Below are 18,464 nucleotides of genomic sequence, written 5' to 3'. Positions count from 1 at the left end.
GCGGCTCCGGCCTTGCCCGCAGATGAACCCCTTCCGCATCTCGCAACCGCAGCACGTTTCGTCGCAGGGGCGGGATAGCGCTGGCGGGCGGGGCATTGGGTGGGTGATGGACCCGGCTGCGGGGCGAGATGATCCCTCCCCTCCCTCACGAACCCCGCGGCCGGCTCCTCCCACTCCCCCTCATGATCGCGTAAGCAGGCAGGCAGGGCCGGTGCGCTGGTTCGCTCAGACCGAGATGATGCCGAACTTCACGCCCTTGACCGCCGCGGCGGAGCGGTCGTTCACCTCCAGCTTGGCGAACAGCCGCTGGATATAGGTCGATACGGTGGGCAGGCCGATGTTGAGGATCGATGCGATCTCCGAATTGGTCTTGCCGTGCGCGATCCAGTGCAGGATCTCCACCTCGCGCGGTGCCAGCCTGGGAAACACGCCCTGCTGGTTGATCCGGTCCAGCTGCGTATGCGCCGCCTGCATGATCGCCTGCAATTCGTCGATATCGGCGCGCTGCAGCACTTCGGGGCTTGTCACCTGACCCAGCGCGAAAATGCCCATCTGCTGGTGCGATCCGAATGTGGGGATCAGGAAGCCGTCGGTAATTCCGCCCGCGCGCGCGCGGCCCACGAACTCGCGTTCCGCCGGCGTCAGCGTCCCGCTCTTCCACACGTCGCTCAGCTGGATCGGGTGCCGGTGCCGCGCCACATACTGGGGGAAGGGGTCGGACTTGCTCAGCCCCTCGTCGCGATAGATGTTCCGCCACGCCTCCGGCAGGCCGCGCAATTCGAAAACCATGGCGCCCGGCTCCTCCGTCGACGGCACCATGTACCCGAACCCCTCGAACCCCTGTTCGCGGAAATGGGCCCCGAGCATGTCGAGCAGCGAATCCCGGTCGGCGCACGCTTTGATCCGTTTGAGCAGCTCGATCACGCGCAGACCCCTATGTCCGTCAAGCGGATGACATTGATTCGAATGACATCCAATATCATGTCATACTGCACAATGTCTCGCAATCTTGGCACCTAATCAGTTACACGTAGTTAATCATTATGAACGGAAAGTTCATGGTGGCATAAAAAACAGGGTCGAAAACGTGCAAGACAGACAATTCATCGTGGTGGACCGCGACTTTTCTTGTCGCAATCAGCTCGCTCACAATCTCTCCCGCAAGGGTTACGTAATCCCCCTCGACCGCATGGAAGAGCTTGGTACGCAGCGTCCCAAGGATGCCTGGGTCTTCGTCGGCGACGATGGCGATCAGGTCGAAGCCGCGGCCGATGTGCTCGACCGTGAACTCGAAAGTTTTCCCCTGGTGGCCTACGGCCGGACCCCGCAGATGAGCCGCGTCCTAGAACTCACCAACGGCCCCTGCGTCGGCTATGTCCAGTGGCCCACCGACGGGATCGAATTCTGGCGCAGCTTCGAAGCGCTCGAAAAACGTATTCCGCTCCGCTCGGAAGCCGCGCAGGTCGCCGCTCGCGCCCGGCGCATGCTCGCGGTCCTCACCGATCGCGAACGCGAAATCGCGGAAGGCATCTCGCAGGGGCTGTCGACCAAGGAAATGGCCGAACCGCTCGGCATCAGCCCGCGCACCATCGAGGTGCACCGCGGCAATATCCTCGCCAAACTCGACGCGCGGAATATGGCGGGGCTGGTCCGGCTTGTGGTTGAATCGGAATTGTCGACGCCCAGCTGATCCGCCGGGCGGGGAAGGGCTGTTACGCCGCTGAATCCAGAACGGCGAGTTCCACGGTTCCGCTTCCCGGGCCGATCAGCCCGAGTTCCGTCGCCGCAGCGCGGCTCACATCGATGACCCTGCCACCATGGAAGGGCCCCCGGTCGTTGATGCGGACCGTCACCGTTTTCCCGTTACGCGGGTTCGTTACTTCGACCAGGCTGCCGAATGGAAGCGTCCGATGCGCTGCCGTCATCGCGTTCATGTCGAACTTTTCGCCACTGGCGGTGGGCCGGCCATGGAAGCGTCGGCCGTAATAGGAAGCAACCCCACCCCCGATCGACGTAGCGACAGGCGATGCATCGACGGGTGGATCGATATGCGACAGGTCGATGGCATTGGCCGCCGGTGCCGGCGCAGTCGGAAGCGCCGTGCGCGCGACCAGATTGGCGTCGAACGCGGCACTCGCGGTCGCGGTGTTGGCGTTCTCACGCGGCTGAGCCGCGGTTGCGGGCAGCGCAAGGGCTGCAAGAAGTACTATGCTGCGAAGCGCGCGATTGGCCATAATTCTGGACCTCCCGTTCGGTTCCGGCGTCTATACGGGAGCCTTTCGCAGGAGTCCTTAACACGGCAGCCAACTGCCCCATTCGTGCCACAGTTCATCGTAGATCGGGAACGACGACGCGCTTTCCTACCGTATTTCGTGGCTGATTGGGGCGCGGGATACCAAAGCTGGTTCTATGATTCCCGCTCCGTTGTCCGGTCGCGGCAAAGCAAGTGGGGCCGGCATTGCTGCCGACCCCACTCTCACCGATGCGTGGTCATGTCCGAAGACGAGAACTTGGCATCCGATGTTTTCCCTTCTGAGCATCCGAAGATGTTCGTCCGGTTCTGTCACCGGCGCTCGCACCGGCATCCGGTTCCGTCCGGCGGCCTACCCGGTCGAGTGCGCCAGATCCGAAGACCCTCGCTTCTGTCCCAGGCTGGCCAGCGATGGGCGGCACCGAGATCGCGCTTCCCATAATGGTCATTCGCTTTCATCAGCATCATGGATCCGGTCCGAAGACCTTTTCTTCAGATGCTTCATCAGCAGACGACCGGTTGGCCCGATCCATAAAAGAAGTTTTCTGCGCTCCGTCATCGACCCACTTGCGTCAGACCGAAGTCTTCAGCACGTCAGTCTCTGGAAACACATGGACAGCTTCTTCCATGTCTTTCCGGTTTGGATATTCTCCGTAATTTCAAGCCGTTAGGCTCTCAATTTCGTCGAATGTCCGTGCCGTTCCGATGACCTGAAGCTGCTCCCGATGTAGCGATTCGTCCAGCGCGCAAGGCGCGAGTTATCCACTTTCCCCAGATTTGCTTGTGGAGGAAGGTGGATAACCAATCGCTTTATCGCAAAATCATAATGTCAGAGGGTGTGGCGGCGTAATATTACACTGCCTTGAGCTCTTGTTAGCGTAATTACCGATCGCGTTTTGCGAGAAGGCGAAGACGCAGAGCATTGAGCTTGATGAAGCCTTCGGCGTCTTTCTGGTCATACGCGCCCGCGTCATCTTCGAAGGTCACATGGGCTTCGGAATAAAGCGAGTTGGCCGATTTGCGCCCGACGACCATCGCATTGCCCTTGTAGAGCTTCAGGCGAACGGTGCCCGATACCTTTTCCTGACTGAGGTCCACTGCGGCCTGCAGCATTTCACGCTCAGGGCTGAACCAGAGGCCATTGTAGACCAGTTCGGCATAGCGCGGCATCAGCTCGTCCTTGAGATGTGCGGCGCCCCGGTCGAGCGTGATCTGCTCGATGCCGCGGTGGGCCCGGGCATAGATCTCTCCGCCGGGCGTTTCGTACATTCCCCGGCTCTTCATCCCGACAAAACGGTTCTCAACCAGATCGAGGCGGCCGATGCCATGTTTGCGGCCCAGATCGTTGAGCGCTGCGAGCAGCGTTGCAGGGCTCATCGCCTCGCCGTTCAAGGCGGTGCCATCGCCTTTTTCAAAGTCTATAGTGATGTATTCGGGCGTATCGGGCGCATCTTCCGGATGGTCGGTGCGCGAGTAGACATAATCCGGGGTTTCCTCCCACGGATCCTCGAGCACTTTGCCTTCAGACGAGGTATGAAGAAGGTTCGCGTCGGTCGAAAATGGGCTTTCACCGCGCTTGTCCTTGGGCACGGCGATCTGGTGCGCTTCCGCCCATGCGATCAGCGCGGTCCGGCTCGTGAGGTCCCATTCGCGCCAAGGAGCGATGACCTTGATGTCAGGATCAAGCGCGTAGGCCGAGAGTTCGAACCGGACCTGGTCGTTGCCCTTGCCGGTCGCCCCGTGGGCGATTGCGTCCGCGCCGGTTTCATGAGCAATTTCAACGAGGCGCTTCGAGATGAGCGGGCGGGCGATGCTCGTACCGAGCAGATAGTCGCCTTCGTAGCGGGCATTTGCCCGCATCATCGGAAAGACGAAATCACGCACGAACTCTTCACGCAGATCTTCGATGAAAATATGCTGGTCCGGAATACCCATCGCGCGTGCTTTTTCACGCGCAGGCTCGATTTCCTCACCCTGACCAAGGTCTGCAGTAAAGGTGACCACTTCCAGTCCGCGCTCTACCTCGAGCCATTTGGCGATGACGGAAGTATCCAGACCACCGGAGTAGGCGAGGACGACGCGTTTGATATCGGACATGGGGGCACCTTGCTGTTACGCGCGCGCCGCTAGCAGGGGGAGGGGGCGCTAGGCAATCGTTTCACGCTTTGCCCGTCTAAAGCTGAAATGCTCACACGCTTCATGGGCGTGCGCCAGCATCAGCGCAATTGACTGTCCTTGCTTCCCCGGCGGTTGATGCCCGAACTGCGCGCGTTCGCATCACGGCCAGACTGGCAGGCAACGCACCGCTTGACGCCGGGTAGGGCTTCGCGGCGTTTCTCGGGAATCTCCTCCCCACATTCAACGCACCACCGCTCGCTTTCGCCTACCGGCAGACGTGCACGTGCTGCGCTCACCGCGTCGGACACGGTGTCGTCGATCTGGTCCTGTACGGCGCCATCGCGCGCCCAACCGCCTGCCATGAAAGCTCTCCTTCTCTTACAAAGGTAGGAAAGAAAACGAGATAATCAAATCAGGGGAGGCAGGCGTATTACTCGGCAGCTTCGCGCAAAGCCGGATCGAGATGCCATTGTGGCACATTGCCCTCGTCGGCGGCCCGGAGCCGTGCGCTTTCCGCTTCCAGATATTCGCGGGTCATCGGAATGGCTTCGCGATCCTTCACATACTGGATTTGCCAATTGACCATATTGCCGTGCCGAAAGCTCTGCTCTGCCCCAGCCAAATAGAATAACCACATGCGATAGAAGCGTTCGTCGTACAGTTCGACGATCTCTTTTTCGTGAAGGACGGTGCGGTTGTACCATTCTTCCAGAGTGTGACTGTAATGGAAGCGCATCGCTTCGACGTCCGTTACCTCCCAGCCGAATTTCTCGCTCTGGCTCACGAGTTCGGAGAGGGCCGGAATGTAACCGCCGGGGAAGATGTACTTGCGCGTCCATTTGTCGGTAAATCCGGGAGGGCCTGCGCGGCCACAGCAGTGGCTCATCATGACGCCCTTGGGCGCCAGCAGACGTGCGGTGTGTTCGAAGAACTGCGGGTAATGCGGCGTGCCGACATGTTCGAGAAGGCCGACCGAACTGATCCGGTCGAAGCTTCCGGTAACGTCACGATAATCCATCAATTCGAAACGCACACGGTCGGCCAGGCCAGCTTCCTCAGCCCGCTCCTGGCAGAAAGCGATCTGGTCTGGCGCGAGAGCGACGCCGGTGACTTCCACATCGTAATGGCGTGCGAGGTAGAGCGCGAACCCACCCCAGCCGCACCCGATATCGAGAATTCGCTGGCCCGGCTGCACGTACATCTTGGCGGCTAGATGCGCCTTCTTGTCGAGCTGTGCCTTCTCGAGCGAGGTCGTGGCCGGATCGCCACGGTAATAGGCCATGGTGTACTGACGGTCCTCGTCGAGGAAGCGCTCGTAAAGCTCACGAGTGAGATTGTACGTGTGTTCGGCGTTCTTGCGCGCCTTGTCGCGCGGATTGAGGCTGTCGACTGTCGCGAGCAGTTTCTGGGCAGCCTTGCGCAGCGGTCCCTGCGGTTTCAGCGCCCGTTCGCCATCACCTTTGGCATTCTTGGTCACGAAGAGGACGAGGTCGCGAATATCGTGCGGCTCTTCGACATGAAGCCATCCCCACATGAAAGCTTCGCCCGCGCCGACCTGCGGGTAGCGGGCGATGTGATTGGCTGCTTTCTTGTCGGTCAGGCGGATGTGCAGGGGGGGCTCGCCTTTTGAAGCGGAACCGTACTCATAGGTCGCGCCATCGTAATCGGTTACGACCATCCGGCCCTGCTTGATCGCGGCTTTCAAAAATTTATCGAGCAGCCACATCTGAGGCGATCTCCCTTGTCTGAATTAAAGGCGTCTGTGGGGCACCGGGGGAGGGCAAGTCAATCGAAGCGGGATCGCGGAGCAGGAAGGGGCAGCAATGCCAAGGTCGATCAGATGCCTGCATACCACTGGTATCCGGCGTGGTCTTCCCAGTAACCGCCTTTGCCGAGGCCCACATCATCGAGACTGGCGACGGCTTCGATCCCCGTGAGATATTTCGCGTGCTTGTAACCGAGCTGCCGTTCGATCCTCATCCTGAGCGGGGCTCCGTTGCGCACCGGAAGGGCCTGACCGTTCAGCGAATGAGCAATGATGGTTTGCGGGTGGTAGGCATCGATCAAATCGACGCTTTCGTAATAATCGCCGCCGTTCAGATTATCGGCGCAGCGAAAGATCACGAACCTGGCATCGTCGCGCAATTCGGCAGCGTCGAGCAGCACAGAAAGTTGCGGCCCGGTCCACTGGCCGATCGCGCTCCAGCCCTCCACGCAATCGTGGCGGGTGATCTGGGTGCGCTGGGGAAGCTTGCGGATGTTCTCAAGGCTCAGGCTGAGCGGATTTGCGACCAGCCCGGTCACTTCGAGGCGCCAGTTGGCAAAGCCTTCCTCGACATGACGGGGATAGTCGCCGTTTTGCGGATCTGTCGAGCCATTGCCGCGAAAGAAGGGCGAGATGGCGCTGGCCGGATATTCCGGAGCGAGAGCATCGCGGCTCGTCAGCAGGCGCTGGGCATTCTTGTGCCAACTGTCGGCGGCGTCCAGAACCGCCTTGCCCGCATTCGTTTCGGCTATCCGGTTACAACCGGCGACCAGAGCCGCGCCCGCAGCGACGAGGAAATTGCGACGCTTCATGCCGTGCGCCCTCCCGTAATCATGTCTCGCATCTGGCCGATGGGTCCGGAGAGAATGACCAGCAGAACGTGCACGATAAAAAACCCGGCGATCGCGAAAGCGAAGATGAAGTGCAGGCTGCGGGCCGACTGTCGTCCACCCAGAAGGTCTACCAGCCATCCAAAGGTCGGCTCCATACCGGGGCTGATGGAGATGCCGGTGAAGATCATCATCGGCAGAAACACACCCAGCACGAGGCCATAGGCGAGTTTCTGGAGGAAATTGTACTTCCCTTCGTGATGATCGAAATTGAGCTTGAGATGTTCGACGACATCGCGCCAGATTGCGGAAGGTCGCCATTCCCTGCGTCTCGTCACGATATCGCGTTTGAAATGGCGATTGACCATCATCGCGATCCACATGAACAGCAGCCCCAATGCGAAAGGCCATGCCATCAGAATGTGCCAGTCCCGCGCAACGGCCAGGCTGTAATACCCCGGTATCGTCATCCAGTCGGGAAAGCGCGGCACCATAAGCCATGCCTGACTGGCTTCGAAGCCCCAGTCGCCCCAGTACAGCCGACGATGCGCGTTCGAGATCGTCAGTCCCGACATGAACAGGACGACCACACACAGCAGATTGAGCCAATGCCAGAGCCGCGTGCTGAGGGCGTGTCTTTTCATGCGTGCCGTTCCTCTCGGGCGAGGTAGATTACGTCGCGTGGCTGAGAGAGCAGGTGCTGCCCGCTGTCGCAATATAGCGTCTGTCCGCTGGCGAGATGGCCTTGCGCGAGGAAAAGGGCGGCCTGCGCCACCTCGTCCTGGCCCGTCTTGCGCTTCAGCAGGTTCATGCGGTGGGAGATTTCGGTTTCCTCTTCGCGCTGATCGTGACTGGCAAGAATCGCGCCGGGGGCGAGGGCATAAACCCGGTCGTCCGGTCTGGCGGCGCCCATGGCCAGCATCGGGACCGTCGATGCCAGCGCGTGCTTGCTCATCGTGTAGCTGAAGAAATCCGGGTTGGGATTGGCGATCTTCTGATCGGTAATCTGGATCACGCGGCGTCCGGCGACTGCACGTGCCGAGCGCAGATAGGCCTGCGCCATGAGGGCGGGTGTGCGGGCATTGATCTGCATCGTGCGTGCATTCGTGCCAGGATCGAGAAAGGTTACATCGTCGGCTTCGAAAATGGCAGCGCAATTGACCAGTGCCGCCCAATCGGACAGGCGGGCGCTCAGATCGGTTATCATCTGCGCAGTGGCCGCGTCATCTTCGAGATCGCACTGCACCGTTTCGGCCGAGAAGAGACTGTCCGCCAACGCTGCGGCGTCTTCCCGCGAGGTTCCGTAATGGATCACCACATGCCATCCAGCATGGCCGAATGCGCGTGCGATCGCCGCGCCGATACGTTTCGCGCCTCCCGTTACGAGAACTGCTGGTCTGGCATCACTCATCGCCGCCGACCATAGCGGCACGCCCGGCAAAGAAAAGGCGCGCCGCCACCGATGGTTCGGTAGCGGCGCGCCGCGAGACCGGTTTCCCGATCACATCCAACGATTAGCGGCAGCTCAGGCTGCCCCTGTCGATTTCGCGACCGACAACGCCGCCGACGACACCACCGAGGATCGCGCCGAGGGTACGATCACCGCGGCCGGCAATTTCGTGGCCGGCAAGGGCGCCGACGCCTGCACCGATAACGAGGCCGGTAGTGCCGTTATCGCGCTTGCAATAATAGCGACCGTCATTGCCGCGCCACATGCGGTCACGGCGGCTGATGCGGCGGGGTTCGTAGTAACGGCCGCGATCGTCATAGACCCGGCCACGGCCGCCACGATAACGACGGTCACGGTCGTGCAGGGCCGCCACGGTCGTGGTCGGGGCAGACGTTTCAACCAAGGCGCTTGCCGAAGTGAAAGGGGCGGGTGCAATTTCGACAGCGGCGGCTGGAGCGGCGATTGCTGCCAGCGAACCTGCGGCGATACCAAGGGCGATCCTGTTCATCTGAAATCTCCTCATTCGTGATTTGTGTGTGGATGACGCTCGAAATCGCCAGAGGCTCCACAACGTCCGATGAACGATCTGTTGTCCTGCCAAAAACGCGATGAGCCGAGCCAAAACACAGGACCAGCCGCTAGTTTTCAGAGCTTTCGGGACAAGGAAAGGCGTACCTCTTCGCTCAGCTTTTCGAGCATGCAAATCTCCTCGAGCTGGTCTGGCGCTGGCTTGCAGGCTGGATCGTAAAGCGCCGCGAAAAGGCGTGCCACGGTCCAGTCCGTCTTGCCTTCATCGACCTTCGTCAGACGATCGCCTGCCTGCGCGATGCCTTCTTCGATGACGCGGTAATACCAGCCGCTGATGTGCGTCTTTACAATATGCGCAACCATGCCTTTCCGGCCGAAGCGATGTTCGATCTTCCAGCATGGTTTTCGGGGTTGGCTGACCTCCAGCAGGGCTTCGCCAAGACGAAAACGGTCACCGATGCGCACGTCGGTTTCGACGAGGCCCGTAGCCTCGATGTTCTCCCCGAAGGCGGAGGGACCTGACAGCAGATCGTGACCGCCGAGCCATTCAGCCCATGCGTAATAGTGGTCGAGAGGATAGTGATGCACGGCCATATCGGGGCCGCCATGATGCCTGGTGTCGGCAACCATGTCCCCTTCGAGCCCGAAGCTGCGGATCATGACCGGACCCTGCGCAGGCCGCTTGTCGATCGCGCTCAGTTCTGCGCCGTTGAAGGGCCGGGGCAGGCCCGTGCACAAGGCTTCGACCACAATCGTCATGCGCAATCCCTCATCCGTCCCGATGGTTCGAGACCCGCACGGTAATAGACATGGACCACATGGACCACTGTCCAGGGCACAAAAATGTCAGCTTGCGAAAGGCCCGGGAACGCGCAGTTTTCCTGAGGGTCCGGGAGTGCCATCCGCCCGTTTCAGCACAGGAGAGGGGTGTAGGAAAGCGCGTAGATCCATAGAGGATCAGGACGGGCGCCGGGTCGTCAAGGCCATCCAGTCGCGCGGTGTGCCGTCTGCGCCTTGTCCGGGGAAGATGTCCACACCCTCTATGGCGAAGCCGGCGTTGCAATAGCTGTCTTCGAGCCATTGCGGGTCGGGGAAGTTATGTAATCGTCCGAGCAGATCGCGACCTTCGCCATTCCCGAGTTTGTAACTTGCGAAGTGCCACCCACAGGGACGCAGCGCCCGGCGGATTGCTGTTAGCAGGGTCGGTAGATCGGACCGTGCGACATGAAGCAGGCAAGCATTGGCCCATACCGCGTCATAATCGTCATCTGCCATAAGCTCGTCGAAACGCATCACCCGCGCACCAACGTCATAGTGCTCGTTCGCCTTTGCGACCATTTCAGGGGTGCCGTCTGTCGCATCGACATCGAACCCGCGCTCCATCATCCGCGCAGCGTCGCATCCGGCCCCGCAGCCGAGTTCCAGAACCTTTGCGCCAGCTTTCAGGCGATCGAGGAATGCGTCCAGATGTCGGCTCGGCTTCTGAGCGAAGTCGCGCGTGTATTGCGGTGCGTTGGCACGGTAAAACGCGAGTGTGGCCGGATCAGCGGTAATCCCAACCTCCAACTTCAGTACGACCAAACCGCACTCCCGCGGCAGTGGCCAGCAAGTTGATCTCAGGCCGTCGCGGCTGATTCCAATGCTTCGGCCGCTTCGCGATCGCGCTGGGCGCGGCTTTTCTTTTCTGCGGCGGTCTTGAGCTGGCCGCAGGCCGCGTCGATGTCGCGCCCGCGTGGGGTGCGAACGGGTGCGCTGATGCCGTGTTCGAACACGATTTCGGAGAAGCGCTTCACCCGGTCGGGCGTCGAACATTCGTAGGGCGCGCCGGGCCAGGGATTGAAGGGGATGAGGTTCACCTTCGCCGGCAGTTTGTAATGCTTCAGCAGGCGAACGAGTTCGTGCGCATGCTCGTCGGTGTCGTTCTTGTCCTTGAGCATGACATACTCGAAGGTAATGCGTCGCGCGTTCGATGCGCCCGGATAGGCGGCGCAGGCTTCGAGCAATTCGTCGATGCCGTATTTCTTGTTGAGCGGCACGATCTCGTCACGGATTTCCTTGGTCACCGCGTGGAGCGAAACCGCCAGGTTCACGCCGATCTCTTCCCCGCAGCGTTCCATTGCCGGAACGACACCGCTGGTCGAGAGCGTGATGCGCCGTTTCGACAGGGCCAGCCCTTCGCCATCCATGACGAGCTTGAGGGCACCTTTGACATTGTCGAAATTATATAGCGGTTCACCCATTCCCATCATCACGATGTTGGTCAGCAGCCGGCCATCGGAGGTGTATTGGGCGCTGTCTTCCTCCACTTCGAGACCCGCCATCGAACCCTTGGGCCATTCGCCCAGTGCGTCGCGTGCCAGCATGACCTGACCGACGATTTCACCCGGAGTGAGATTACGCACGAGGCGCATCGTCCCGGTGTGGCAGAAACGGCAGTTCAGAGTGCAACCCACCTGGCTCGATACGCAAAGCGTGCCGCGGTCGGCATCGGGGATGAAGACCATTTCGAATTCATGGCCGTCCGAGGTCCTGAGCAGCCACTTGCGCGTGCCGTCGGTCGAATGCTGGGCTTCGACCACGTCCGGCCGGCCAATGAAGAAGCGTTCGGCAAGCCACGGGCGCATGGTCTTGGCGATATCGGTCATCGCTTCGAAATCGGTCACGCCGCGATGGTAGAGCCAGTGGAAGACCTGCTTGGCACGCAGTTTCGCCTGCTTGGCGTCGAGGCCCGCTTCGTCGAAAAGTTCGCGGATACGGTCCTTGGGCAGACCGATCAGGTCCACGCGGCCGTCTTCGCGCGGCGTGATGTCACGCGCGACGGGAACCGGGTCGATCTGCCCGGGGATGCTCATCAGTGTCGTCTGGGTCATGGGAGCGCCCCATATAAGGCGTGGAGGGCGATTTGGCCACATTGAAGAATTGCGCGAAAATTACGGACACCGAACAGGGTTCCGACAGGTGAACGGTTTCACTCTGCAGCGGGAGAACGGTGCGCAAATTTCTGCGTTTCATCCCGGGAGGTATACGCCCGGTCCGTAATAATGTGTCCCTAATGCAACATATTCTTGTTGTGTTACGTTAATGAAACTCGCCAGCGGAACCACCGTTTTCCTAGTCCACGCGATGCAAAAATCGCGGGTTAAAAAACGGAGTATATAATGAACAAGACAACAGCTCTTCTCGTCGCAGGAACCATCGCCGGCATGTCGGCCCCAGCCATGGCGCAGAGCACCGATGGCCAGTTCACCGGCTTTCGTGCAGGTGTGACCGCGGGTTACGACGCCGTACAGGCCGGTAGCAGCGTCGACATCGACAACGAGCCGAACAACAACGACCAGTCGATCGACGGTCTCGCCTATGGCGTGGTCCTCGGTTACGACGTGGACCTTGGCGGCGCGGTCGTCGGTGTGGAAGGTGAATACACCGACTCCACGGCGAGCACCAACTTCGACGACGGCGATTTCGAAGGCTTTGGGCTGGGTGAAGTGGATGCTGGCCGCGATCTCTACATCGGCGCGCGCGTCGGTGCCAGGATCGCACCCGATGCCCTGCTGTACGCAAAGGGCGGTTACACCAATGCCAAGCTGAACATCCTCAGCGACTATGGCACGGTCGAAACCGATCGCGACTTCAAGCTGGACGGCTGGCGCGCAGGTGCAGGTGTTGAATATGCCGTCAACCCGAACACCTACGTGAACCTCGAATATCGTTATTCGAACTACAGCGACGCGAACATCGAATTCGCCGACGGCAGCACCAGCCGCAACTTCGATGTCGACCTTGACCGCCACCAGGTCATGGCAGGCGTCGGCATGCGCTTCTAAGCCATTGCGCCATTAAGAAGGGGCCGGGGAGCTTGGTGCTCTCCGGCCCTTTTTTTGTCAGCGTCGCGAACAGGAAAGCGTTGCTGCATCCATCGCGGTGGCCGCGCCGGACAGGGAATAGCTGTCGGAGAAGCGACGGCCGTTGGTGCCGGTAGCGCGGACAGTCATGCGGCTGGCCGAACGCATCGCGGCAACGATGGCGGCATCCATCGTGCGGTCTTCAGCCCAGGCATCGCCGCCGCCGCCGGTCAGCTGGAAGCTCTTGGCGCCTATGGAAAGCGTAATGCGGGGCCGCTGCGCGAGCTGGCGCGAGAGGCGGAAGTGAACCTGCCCGCGGATGTTCTGGCGCGGCCAGGTTCCGATGGTGGCGAAGGGTTCGAAATCGCGGCGCGCGCGGCTGTCTTCCGGCATCGCGATGGCATAACACCGCGGTAGCGAGGGATCGCGAAATGCCCCCCAGTCGGAAAACACGCCGAGGCTGTCCTTCGCTGCGAGAGGCGCAGCCAAGGTGAGCGCGGCGACCGCGATCAGTTTACGCATATGCGATCGCAACGATTTCCCATTCCTTCGCGCCGCCGGGCAGATTGACGTTGCGCAGATCGCCGACCGACGCGCCTTTCAATGCCCGGGCGAGGGGAGACGACCAGCCGATGCGCCCGGAGCTGGCGTCCTGTTCATCGTCACCGACAAGGGTGACGAGCCGTTCGTTATCATCCTCGTCCGCCAGAGTGACGGTGGCCCCGAAAAAAGCCCGTGACTTGTCGGGCTGTTCGACGGGGTCGATGACCCGCGCGGTCTTCATCCGGCGTGCAAGGTGCGACAGTTCGCGATCGATTTCGCGCATGCGCTTGCGGCCATAGAGATAATCGCCGTTTTCGCTGCGGTCGCCATTGCCCGCCGCCCAGCTGACTATTTCGACGATTTCAGGCCGTTCGGTGCCAAGAAGATGGTCGTAACGGGCCTTCATCGCGGCATAGCCAGCGGGCGTGACGGGATTGGATTTGGGCTGCATGGGCTTGCGCCCTAGCGCAAATCAGCGGCGCAGGTAATTCCCGATATCGCGTTCATAGCTGGACGATTTGTCCGGATGCATGTTGGCATAGCTGACCGCGTTTCCGATCACGCGCATGACGTAATAGCGCGTTTCGAAATTGGACGGGATCTGTTCGATCCAGGTAACCCAGTCGACCGAACCATTGCGCGGATCGCCATTGGCCGCGAGCCACTGGTTCACTCGCCCCGGGCCTGCATTATACGCTGCGATGGCCAGGGGATAAGCGCCGCCGTAACGGTCCATCAGGCGGGCGAAGTGCGCATCGCCGAGACGGATATTGTAGCTCGGGTTGGCGGTAAGGTCCGCCGACATGTAGCTGACCCCGATCTTGCCTGCTTCTTCGCGTGCGGTTCCGGGCATCAGCTGCATCATCCCGCGCGCACCGGCATGGCTCACACGGTTGCGGTCAAATTCGCTTTCCTGCCGGGCGATGGCATGAACCATCGTCCAGTTTGCGCCCGAATGGGTCTGCACGGTCGGGTAGCCGAGGCGTTCGAAGCCCTTGAAGCCGTGTTCGCCCGCCACGAGGCCTGCGACGACGGCCATTTCGTCCATACCGGTCTGTTCAGCCAGTTGACCGACGAGAGCCATTTCGCCAGGCGTGTCCGCCTTTTGGGCAATGGCTTCGAAGAAGGCACGTTCGGTCCGCCAGTCGCGCCGATTGCGGGAAATCGCCCGCAGCGCACCGGTCAGCGGATCGGCTTCGAAAGCAGCGCGTTCGGCCGAACTGGCAGCGGGGACATTCGCGAATGTGGGCATGGGACGGCCAAGCTCGCTGAGGGCGAGCTGTCCGTAATACCAGTCCGGATATTCGGCGGCCATTTCCCAGTAACGCTGGGCACCGGCACGATCACCGGCGCGGGACGCGGCACGGCCGGCCCAATAGAACCCTTTCGAACGGGTCAGCGGCGTCTTGGCCGCAGTACCGTAGCGATAGAACAGCGGCGCGGCCTGGGCGCCGTCACCCATCGACCACAATGCCTTCGTACCGCCGAGCCACATGAGATCGGTATATTTGTCGCGCAGAGTGAAGGAGCCGTCCGAAATGTCCGTGCCGGGGGCGAAGACATCGTCGATTTTCGACGCGATGCTGACAGCCTGCGCGGAACCCGCGCTCTTGGCCACGGCCAGGGCTTCGCTGACGAATTGCGTGCCATCGAAGGCAGGCGCCGCAAAGGATGCGCGGGTCGAGAGCAGGTTGACTGCTTCGTAGGGCTGGCCCGAATTGCGATAGTAGCGGGCAAGATTGTAAACGTAACCGGCGTCGGTCATCGCGTTGGGGGGAACCGGAACGCCTGCCTGCGACGGCGTGCTGCCCTGAAGCATGGCGAGCCGTGCCTGCGCGGTCGGACGATAGGCCGGCGATACCCGCACGATGTGGCGCGAGGCGGCTTCGTAATTGCCCTGCCACAGGAGCGCATCCATCCGCGCGTCCTGATCTTCGGGCGCAAAACGCGCGCCGAACAGGCCCTGCATGTACAGTTCTGCCGGGCCGCTCATCGTGCCGCCACGCCAGGCTTCGCGTGCCACCTCCAGCGCTTCGGGACGATCCAGCGAAGCCAGCGCCAGGGCGTAACGCGCCTTGCCGCTATTGGTGAGGGGCGGGTGCCGGTCGAAGAAGGAGACGAGCGTCTGCGGAGACGGCGCATCGCGATCGAGCGCAGCTTCCGCCCGCCGCTGGAGCAGGTCCTGCTTGGGGAAATCGGGATAGCTGTTGATGAAGCCCGCGTAGGAAGAGAAGGGCAGGTTTTCCTGACTTGTCAGATATTCCCACTGGCCGACCGCCTGATCGAGGCTGCCCGGCTGCTGCGCGACAAGGCTGGTGCGCGCATTGTCCTGTGCCTGAGAGATTGAAGGGAATGCCAGCGAAGTGCCGAGCACAAGTGCGAGAGTGAAAACTGTTTTACTGCCCATGCTGGACATAGTGCCCGGCCCCTCCTTATCAGGCGCTGAATGAATTATGGCGCGTGCCGCCAAAAACTGCCTTGTTTCATATCTCTAACGCAGGACTCACGTAAATGTTTTCAGGCTCGATTCCGGCTCTGGCGACTCCTTTTCGCGACGGATCGTTCGACGAAGCCGCTTTTCGCAAGCTCGTCGACTGGCAGATCGATAACGGGAGCAAGGGATTGGTGCCCTGCGGCACGACCGGCGAGGCATCGACCCTGTCGAATGCAGAGCATCACCGGGTGATCGAAGTCTGCATCGAACAGGCGGCCGGGCGCGTCCCGGTCATTGCCGGCTGCGGTTCCAACGACACGCGCAATGCGCTGCTGCACATGCAGTTTTCGAAGAAGGCGGGGGCCGCGGCAGGGCTGTGCGTCGCGCCCTATTACAACCGGCCGAGCCAGGCGGGCCTTATCGCCCATTTCAGCTTTCTTGCAGAAAACAGCGACCTGCCGATCGTTCTCTACAATGTCCCGGGGCGGACGGTGACGGATATCGAGGACGAAACGGTCGTCGAACTGGTGCGCAAATACCCAGATCGGATCGTGGCCATCAAGGATGCGAGCGGCGACCTTTCCCGCGTCGCAGATCACCGGATGGGGATCGGGCGCGAGTTCTGTCAGCTATCCGGCAATGACGAATTGTGGCTGCCGCATTCGGCCGCAGGCGGATCCGGATGTATTTCGGTAACCGCCAATGTCGCCCCGGCGCTGTGCGCGGAATTCCACGATGCCATCGCAGCGAACGAGCTGGTCAAGGCGCGGGAGCTCAACGACCGGCTGTTCCCCTTGCACTATGCGATGTTCTCCGATGCCAGCCCGGCACCGGCGAAATATGCGCTCAGCCGGGTACACGACTGGTTTTCGCCCGATGTCCGCCTGCCGCTGTGCAATGCCAGCGAGGCGAGCCGCAAGGCGGTGGACGAGGCGCTCGAGATTGCAGGCCTGATCTAGAGCACTTCGTCTTCGTCGAGCAATGGCGCGGCGGGGAAGGGCGGATCGCTGACCGCCAGTGCTTCGACGATACTGTCGGAATGCTCGCCCGCGTGATTGAGCGCATCGACTTCAGCGATATGGAATAGCGCATCGCCCTGATTGACGATCGGAAGCGTCGCATGTCCGATGATTACGCCGTCCGATGGGCTGACAAGCTTGATCGGGTCCTCTCCGAAGAGGCCGCCGACGAATGCCAGCGGTTCGCCCTTGCGCACGGCGTCGCCCGATTTGTGGATGCGGCGACTGACCCCGCCGCGCGGGGCGCGGACCCAGCTTGAACGGTTGGAACGCAGCGGTACGTGGACATCTTTCAGGCCGTCTTCCGCATCGATCATCCCGATATGGGCAAGCACCCGCAGAACGCCCGCCACGCCGACATTGAGCGCGAAACGGTCGAAGCGAAGCGCTTCGCCTGCTTCCAGCAGGAGCATCGGCGTCTCGCGTTCGTGGGCAAGGGCGCGCATCGAACCGGGCCGCAGGGGACTTTCTATGATAATGGGCGCGCCGAATGCCATGGCGAGTTCCGACAGATAGGGACTGCCAGAGGCAATGCGTATCTGCGGCAAGTTGTAGCGATGGACCGCCGCCGAATGGATATCGATGCCCAGCGAACAGCGATCGATGACATGAGTGAGGAAGCAGTGAGCCAGTTGAGCGGCCAGACTGCCATGCTCCGCGCCGGGGAAGCTTCGATTGAGATCGCGCCGGTCGGGCAGATAACGGCTGTGCGCGGCAAAACCGTAAATGTTGACGGCAGGCGCAAAAATGATCGTCCCTGCCAGCATTTCGGGCGACAGGCGTTCGAGCAATCGCTGGATCACGGCTGTGCCGATGATCTCGTCACCGTGAATGGCAGCGCTGACGAAGACGCAGGGCCCGCGCCGCGCACCGTGCATCACGCGAAGGGAAAGCGCGGAGTTCAGGCCCGTCACCTGCTGACTGACGGGAATGGCAATGGTCGCCTGCGTCCCCGGCGCGATCCGGCTTTCGTGAATGATGAAAGGTTCTGCGGAAGTTTCGGCGTTCATCTGCCTAATCGTCACAACGGCCAGCACCTTGGCAAGCGAAAAGCGTGGTCTGGCCCTTTCCAAGCGGCTCACGCTCGCCTACATGCGCCCGCCTTATGGCTCGTCCCAAACCCGCCACTTTCGATAAGCAGAAGACAGTCGCCGATAATCGGCGTGTGCGGTTCGACTATCATGTCGAAGATACCTTCGAGGCGGGTCTTGCGTTGCAGGGCACCGAGGTGAAGGCGCTGCGGGCGGGCGAGGCCAGTATCAAGGAAAGCTATGCCGAAGTGCGCGATGGGCAGGTCTGGCTGGTCAATGCCAATATTCCCGAATATTCGCATGGCAACCGGCTGAACCACGAACCGCGCCGCCCACGCAAACTGCTGCTGCACGAGCGCGAGATACAGAAGCTTTTCGGTGCGGTCGAGCGCAAGGGCATGACGCTTGTTCCGCTATCGATCTATTTCAACGCGACCGGTCGGGCAAAGGTCGAGCTTGCGCTGGCGAAGGGCAAGCAGGCGCATGACAAGCGCGCCACGATCAAGGATCGCGACTGGCAGCGCGACAAGGCCCGCCTCATGCGCGAGCGGGGCTGACCGAGCCATTCGGCCCTTAAAAAATGCGCCCGCGGTAACCACATCGCCAGCCATGCCGCATTCGTCGCAGTCCGCTTCGCGCACCCCCTTGAACTC

General features: G+C 61.2%; 20 protein-coding genes. 4 read left to right on the top strand and 16 right to left on the bottom strand.

Features of this window, described 5'->3' with window-relative positions; genetic code table 11:
• Positions 1 to 225 precede the first annotated feature (225 nt).
• Entirely contained in the window at positions 226 to 924 is a 699-nt protein-coding gene (locus K3177_RS06175) for a helix-turn-helix transcriptional regulator (protein WP_221597589.1), read from the bottom strand.
• A gap of 163 nt (positions 925 to 1,087) precedes the next feature.
• Here K3177_RS06175 and K3177_RS15530 point away from each other — a divergent pair, with 163 nt between their 5' ends.
• Positions 1,088 to 1,690 carry a helix-turn-helix domain-containing protein gene (locus tag K3177_RS15530; RefSeq protein ID WP_196846376.1) on the top strand — a complete coding sequence of 201 codons (603 nt, stop codon included), beginning with the start codon at positions 1,088 to 1,090 and terminating at the stop codon, positions 1,688 to 1,690.
• 22 nt (positions 1,691 to 1,712) lie between these two features.
• Here the strand turns inward: K3177_RS15530 and K3177_RS06165 are convergent, their stop codons facing one another.
• From K3177_RS06165 to rlmN, 11 genes are all read right to left on the bottom strand, one after another.
• A complete protein-coding gene (locus K3177_RS06165; protein WP_221597588.1) occupies positions 1,713 to 2,234 on the bottom strand; it encodes a septal ring lytic transglycosylase RlpA family protein in 522 nt (173 codons plus the stop codon).
• Between the two features lie 899 nt (positions 2,235 to 3,133).
• Positions 3,134 to 4,348 (bottom strand): argininosuccinate synthase, encoded by a 1,215-nt coding sequence (locus K3177_RS06160; protein WP_221597587.1) that lies wholly within the window; start codon positions 4,346 to 4,348, stop codon positions 3,134 to 3,136.
• Positions 4,349 to 4,467: 119 nt separating this feature from the next.
• Positions 4,468 to 4,731, bottom strand: coding sequence for a DksA/TraR family C4-type zinc finger protein (locus K3177_RS06155; RefSeq protein ID WP_103023245.1), 264 nt, complete (start codon positions 4,729 to 4,731; stop codon positions 4,468 to 4,470).
• A gap of 68 nt (positions 4,732 to 4,799) precedes the next feature.
• Positions 4,800 to 6,095 carry an SAM-dependent methyltransferase gene (locus K3177_RS06150; protein ID WP_221597586.1) on the bottom strand — a complete coding sequence of 432 codons (1,296 nt, stop codon included), beginning with the start codon at positions 6,093 to 6,095 and terminating at the stop codon, positions 4,800 to 4,802.
• Positions 6,096 to 6,205: 110 nt separating this feature from the next.
• A complete protein-coding gene (locus K3177_RS06145) occupies positions 6,206 to 6,946 on the bottom strand; it encodes a molybdopterin-dependent oxidoreductase (protein WP_221597585.1) in 741 nt (246 codons plus the stop codon).
• On the bottom strand, positions 6,943 to 7,608 hold the full coding sequence (locus K3177_RS06140) for a cytochrome b/b6 domain-containing protein (protein WP_221597584.1): 666 nt from the start codon (positions 7,606 to 7,608) through the stop codon (positions 6,943 to 6,945). Before K3177_RS06140 ends, K3177_RS06145 begins: the two co-directional genes overlap by 4 nt.
• A complete protein-coding gene (locus K3177_RS06135; RefSeq protein ID WP_221597583.1) occupies positions 7,605 to 8,375 on the bottom strand; it encodes an SDR family oxidoreductase in 771 nt (256 codons plus the stop codon). The genes K3177_RS06140 and K3177_RS06135 overlap by 4 nt, the downstream gene beginning before the upstream one ends.
• A 103-nt stretch (positions 8,376 to 8,478) precedes the next feature.
• Positions 8,479 to 8,922, bottom strand: coding sequence for a glycine zipper 2TM domain-containing protein (locus K3177_RS06130; protein WP_103023250.1), 444 nt, complete (start codon positions 8,920 to 8,922; stop codon positions 8,479 to 8,481).
• Positions 8,923 to 9,059: 137 nt separating this feature from the next.
• On the bottom strand, positions 9,060 to 9,701 hold the full coding sequence (locus K3177_RS06125) for an MOSC domain-containing protein (RefSeq protein WP_221597582.1): 642 nt from the start codon (positions 9,699 to 9,701) through the stop codon (positions 9,060 to 9,062).
• Positions 9,702 to 9,899: 198 nt separating this feature from the next.
• Positions 9,900 to 10,523, bottom strand: a complete 624-nt coding sequence (locus K3177_RS06120; RefSeq protein ID WP_247714314.1) for a class I SAM-dependent methyltransferase — start codon at positions 10,521 to 10,523, stop codon at positions 9,900 to 9,902.
• Between the two features lie 35 nt (positions 10,524 to 10,558).
• Positions 10,559 to 11,812: a dual-specificity RNA methyltransferase RlmN gene (gene rlmN, locus K3177_RS06115; protein ID WP_221597581.1), complete on the bottom strand. Its 1,254-nt coding sequence runs from the start codon at positions 11,810 to 11,812 to the stop codon at positions 10,559 to 10,561.
• A gap of 288 nt (positions 11,813 to 12,100) precedes the next feature.
• Between rlmN and K3177_RS06110 the strand changes: the two genes are divergently transcribed.
• Positions 12,101 to 12,766: an outer membrane protein gene (locus K3177_RS06110; protein WP_221597580.1), complete on the top strand. Its 666-nt coding sequence runs from the start codon at positions 12,101 to 12,103 to the stop codon at positions 12,764 to 12,766.
• A 57-nt stretch (positions 12,767 to 12,823) separates the two neighbouring features.
• On the opposite strand, the gene K3177_RS06105 is transcribed toward K3177_RS06110, so the two are convergent.
• Genes K3177_RS06105 through K3177_RS06095 form a run of 3 tightly spaced genes read right to left on the bottom strand, consistent with a single transcriptional unit; the run spans position 12,824 to position 15,734 of the window.
• On the bottom strand, positions 12,824 to 13,306 hold the full coding sequence (locus tag K3177_RS06105; RefSeq protein WP_196846367.1) for an invasion associated locus B family protein: 483 nt from the start codon (positions 13,304 to 13,306) through the stop codon (positions 12,824 to 12,826).
• Complete coding sequence (locus K3177_RS06100) at positions 13,299 to 13,778, bottom strand: GreA/GreB family elongation factor (protein ID WP_221597579.1); 480 nt, start codon at positions 13,776 to 13,778, stop codon at positions 13,299 to 13,301. The genes K3177_RS06105 and K3177_RS06100 overlap by 8 nt, the downstream gene beginning before the upstream one ends.
• 21 nt (positions 13,779 to 13,799) lie before the next feature.
• Positions 13,800 to 15,734 carry a lytic transglycosylase domain-containing protein gene (locus K3177_RS06095; protein ID WP_103023456.1) on the bottom strand — a complete coding sequence of 645 codons (1,935 nt, stop codon included), beginning with the start codon at positions 15,732 to 15,734 and terminating at the stop codon, positions 13,800 to 13,802.
• A 104-nt stretch (positions 15,735 to 15,838) separates the two neighbouring features.
• On the opposite strand from K3177_RS06095, the gene dapA reads away from it, so the two are divergent.
• Complete coding sequence (dapA, locus tag K3177_RS06090) at positions 15,839 to 16,720, top strand: 4-hydroxy-tetrahydrodipicolinate synthase (protein ID WP_221597578.1); 882 nt, start codon at positions 15,839 to 15,841, stop codon at positions 16,718 to 16,720.
• Here the strand turns inward: dapA and K3177_RS06085 are convergent.
• On the bottom strand, positions 16,717 to 17,790 hold the full coding sequence (locus K3177_RS06085; protein ID WP_221597577.1) for a succinylglutamate desuccinylase/aspartoacylase family protein: 1,074 nt from the start codon (positions 17,788 to 17,790) through the stop codon (positions 16,717 to 16,719). The genes dapA and K3177_RS06085 overlap by 4 nt on opposite strands.
• Positions 17,791 to 17,885: 95 nt before the next feature.
• On the opposite strand from K3177_RS06085, the gene smpB reads away from it, so the two are divergent.
• A complete protein-coding gene (smpB, locus tag K3177_RS06080) occupies positions 17,886 to 18,368 on the top strand; it encodes an SsrA-binding protein SmpB (RefSeq protein WP_103023257.1) in 483 nt (160 codons plus the stop codon).
• Positions 18,369 to 18,464 lie beyond the last annotated feature (96 nt).

This window comes from Qipengyuania pacifica, assembly GCF_019711555.1.
GTDB lineage: Bacteria > Pseudomonadota > Alphaproteobacteria > Sphingomonadales > Sphingomonadaceae > Qipengyuania > Qipengyuania pacifica.
Note: the sequence above shows the minus strand (reverse complement) of the source record. Positions and strands in the feature narration are given on the sequence as shown.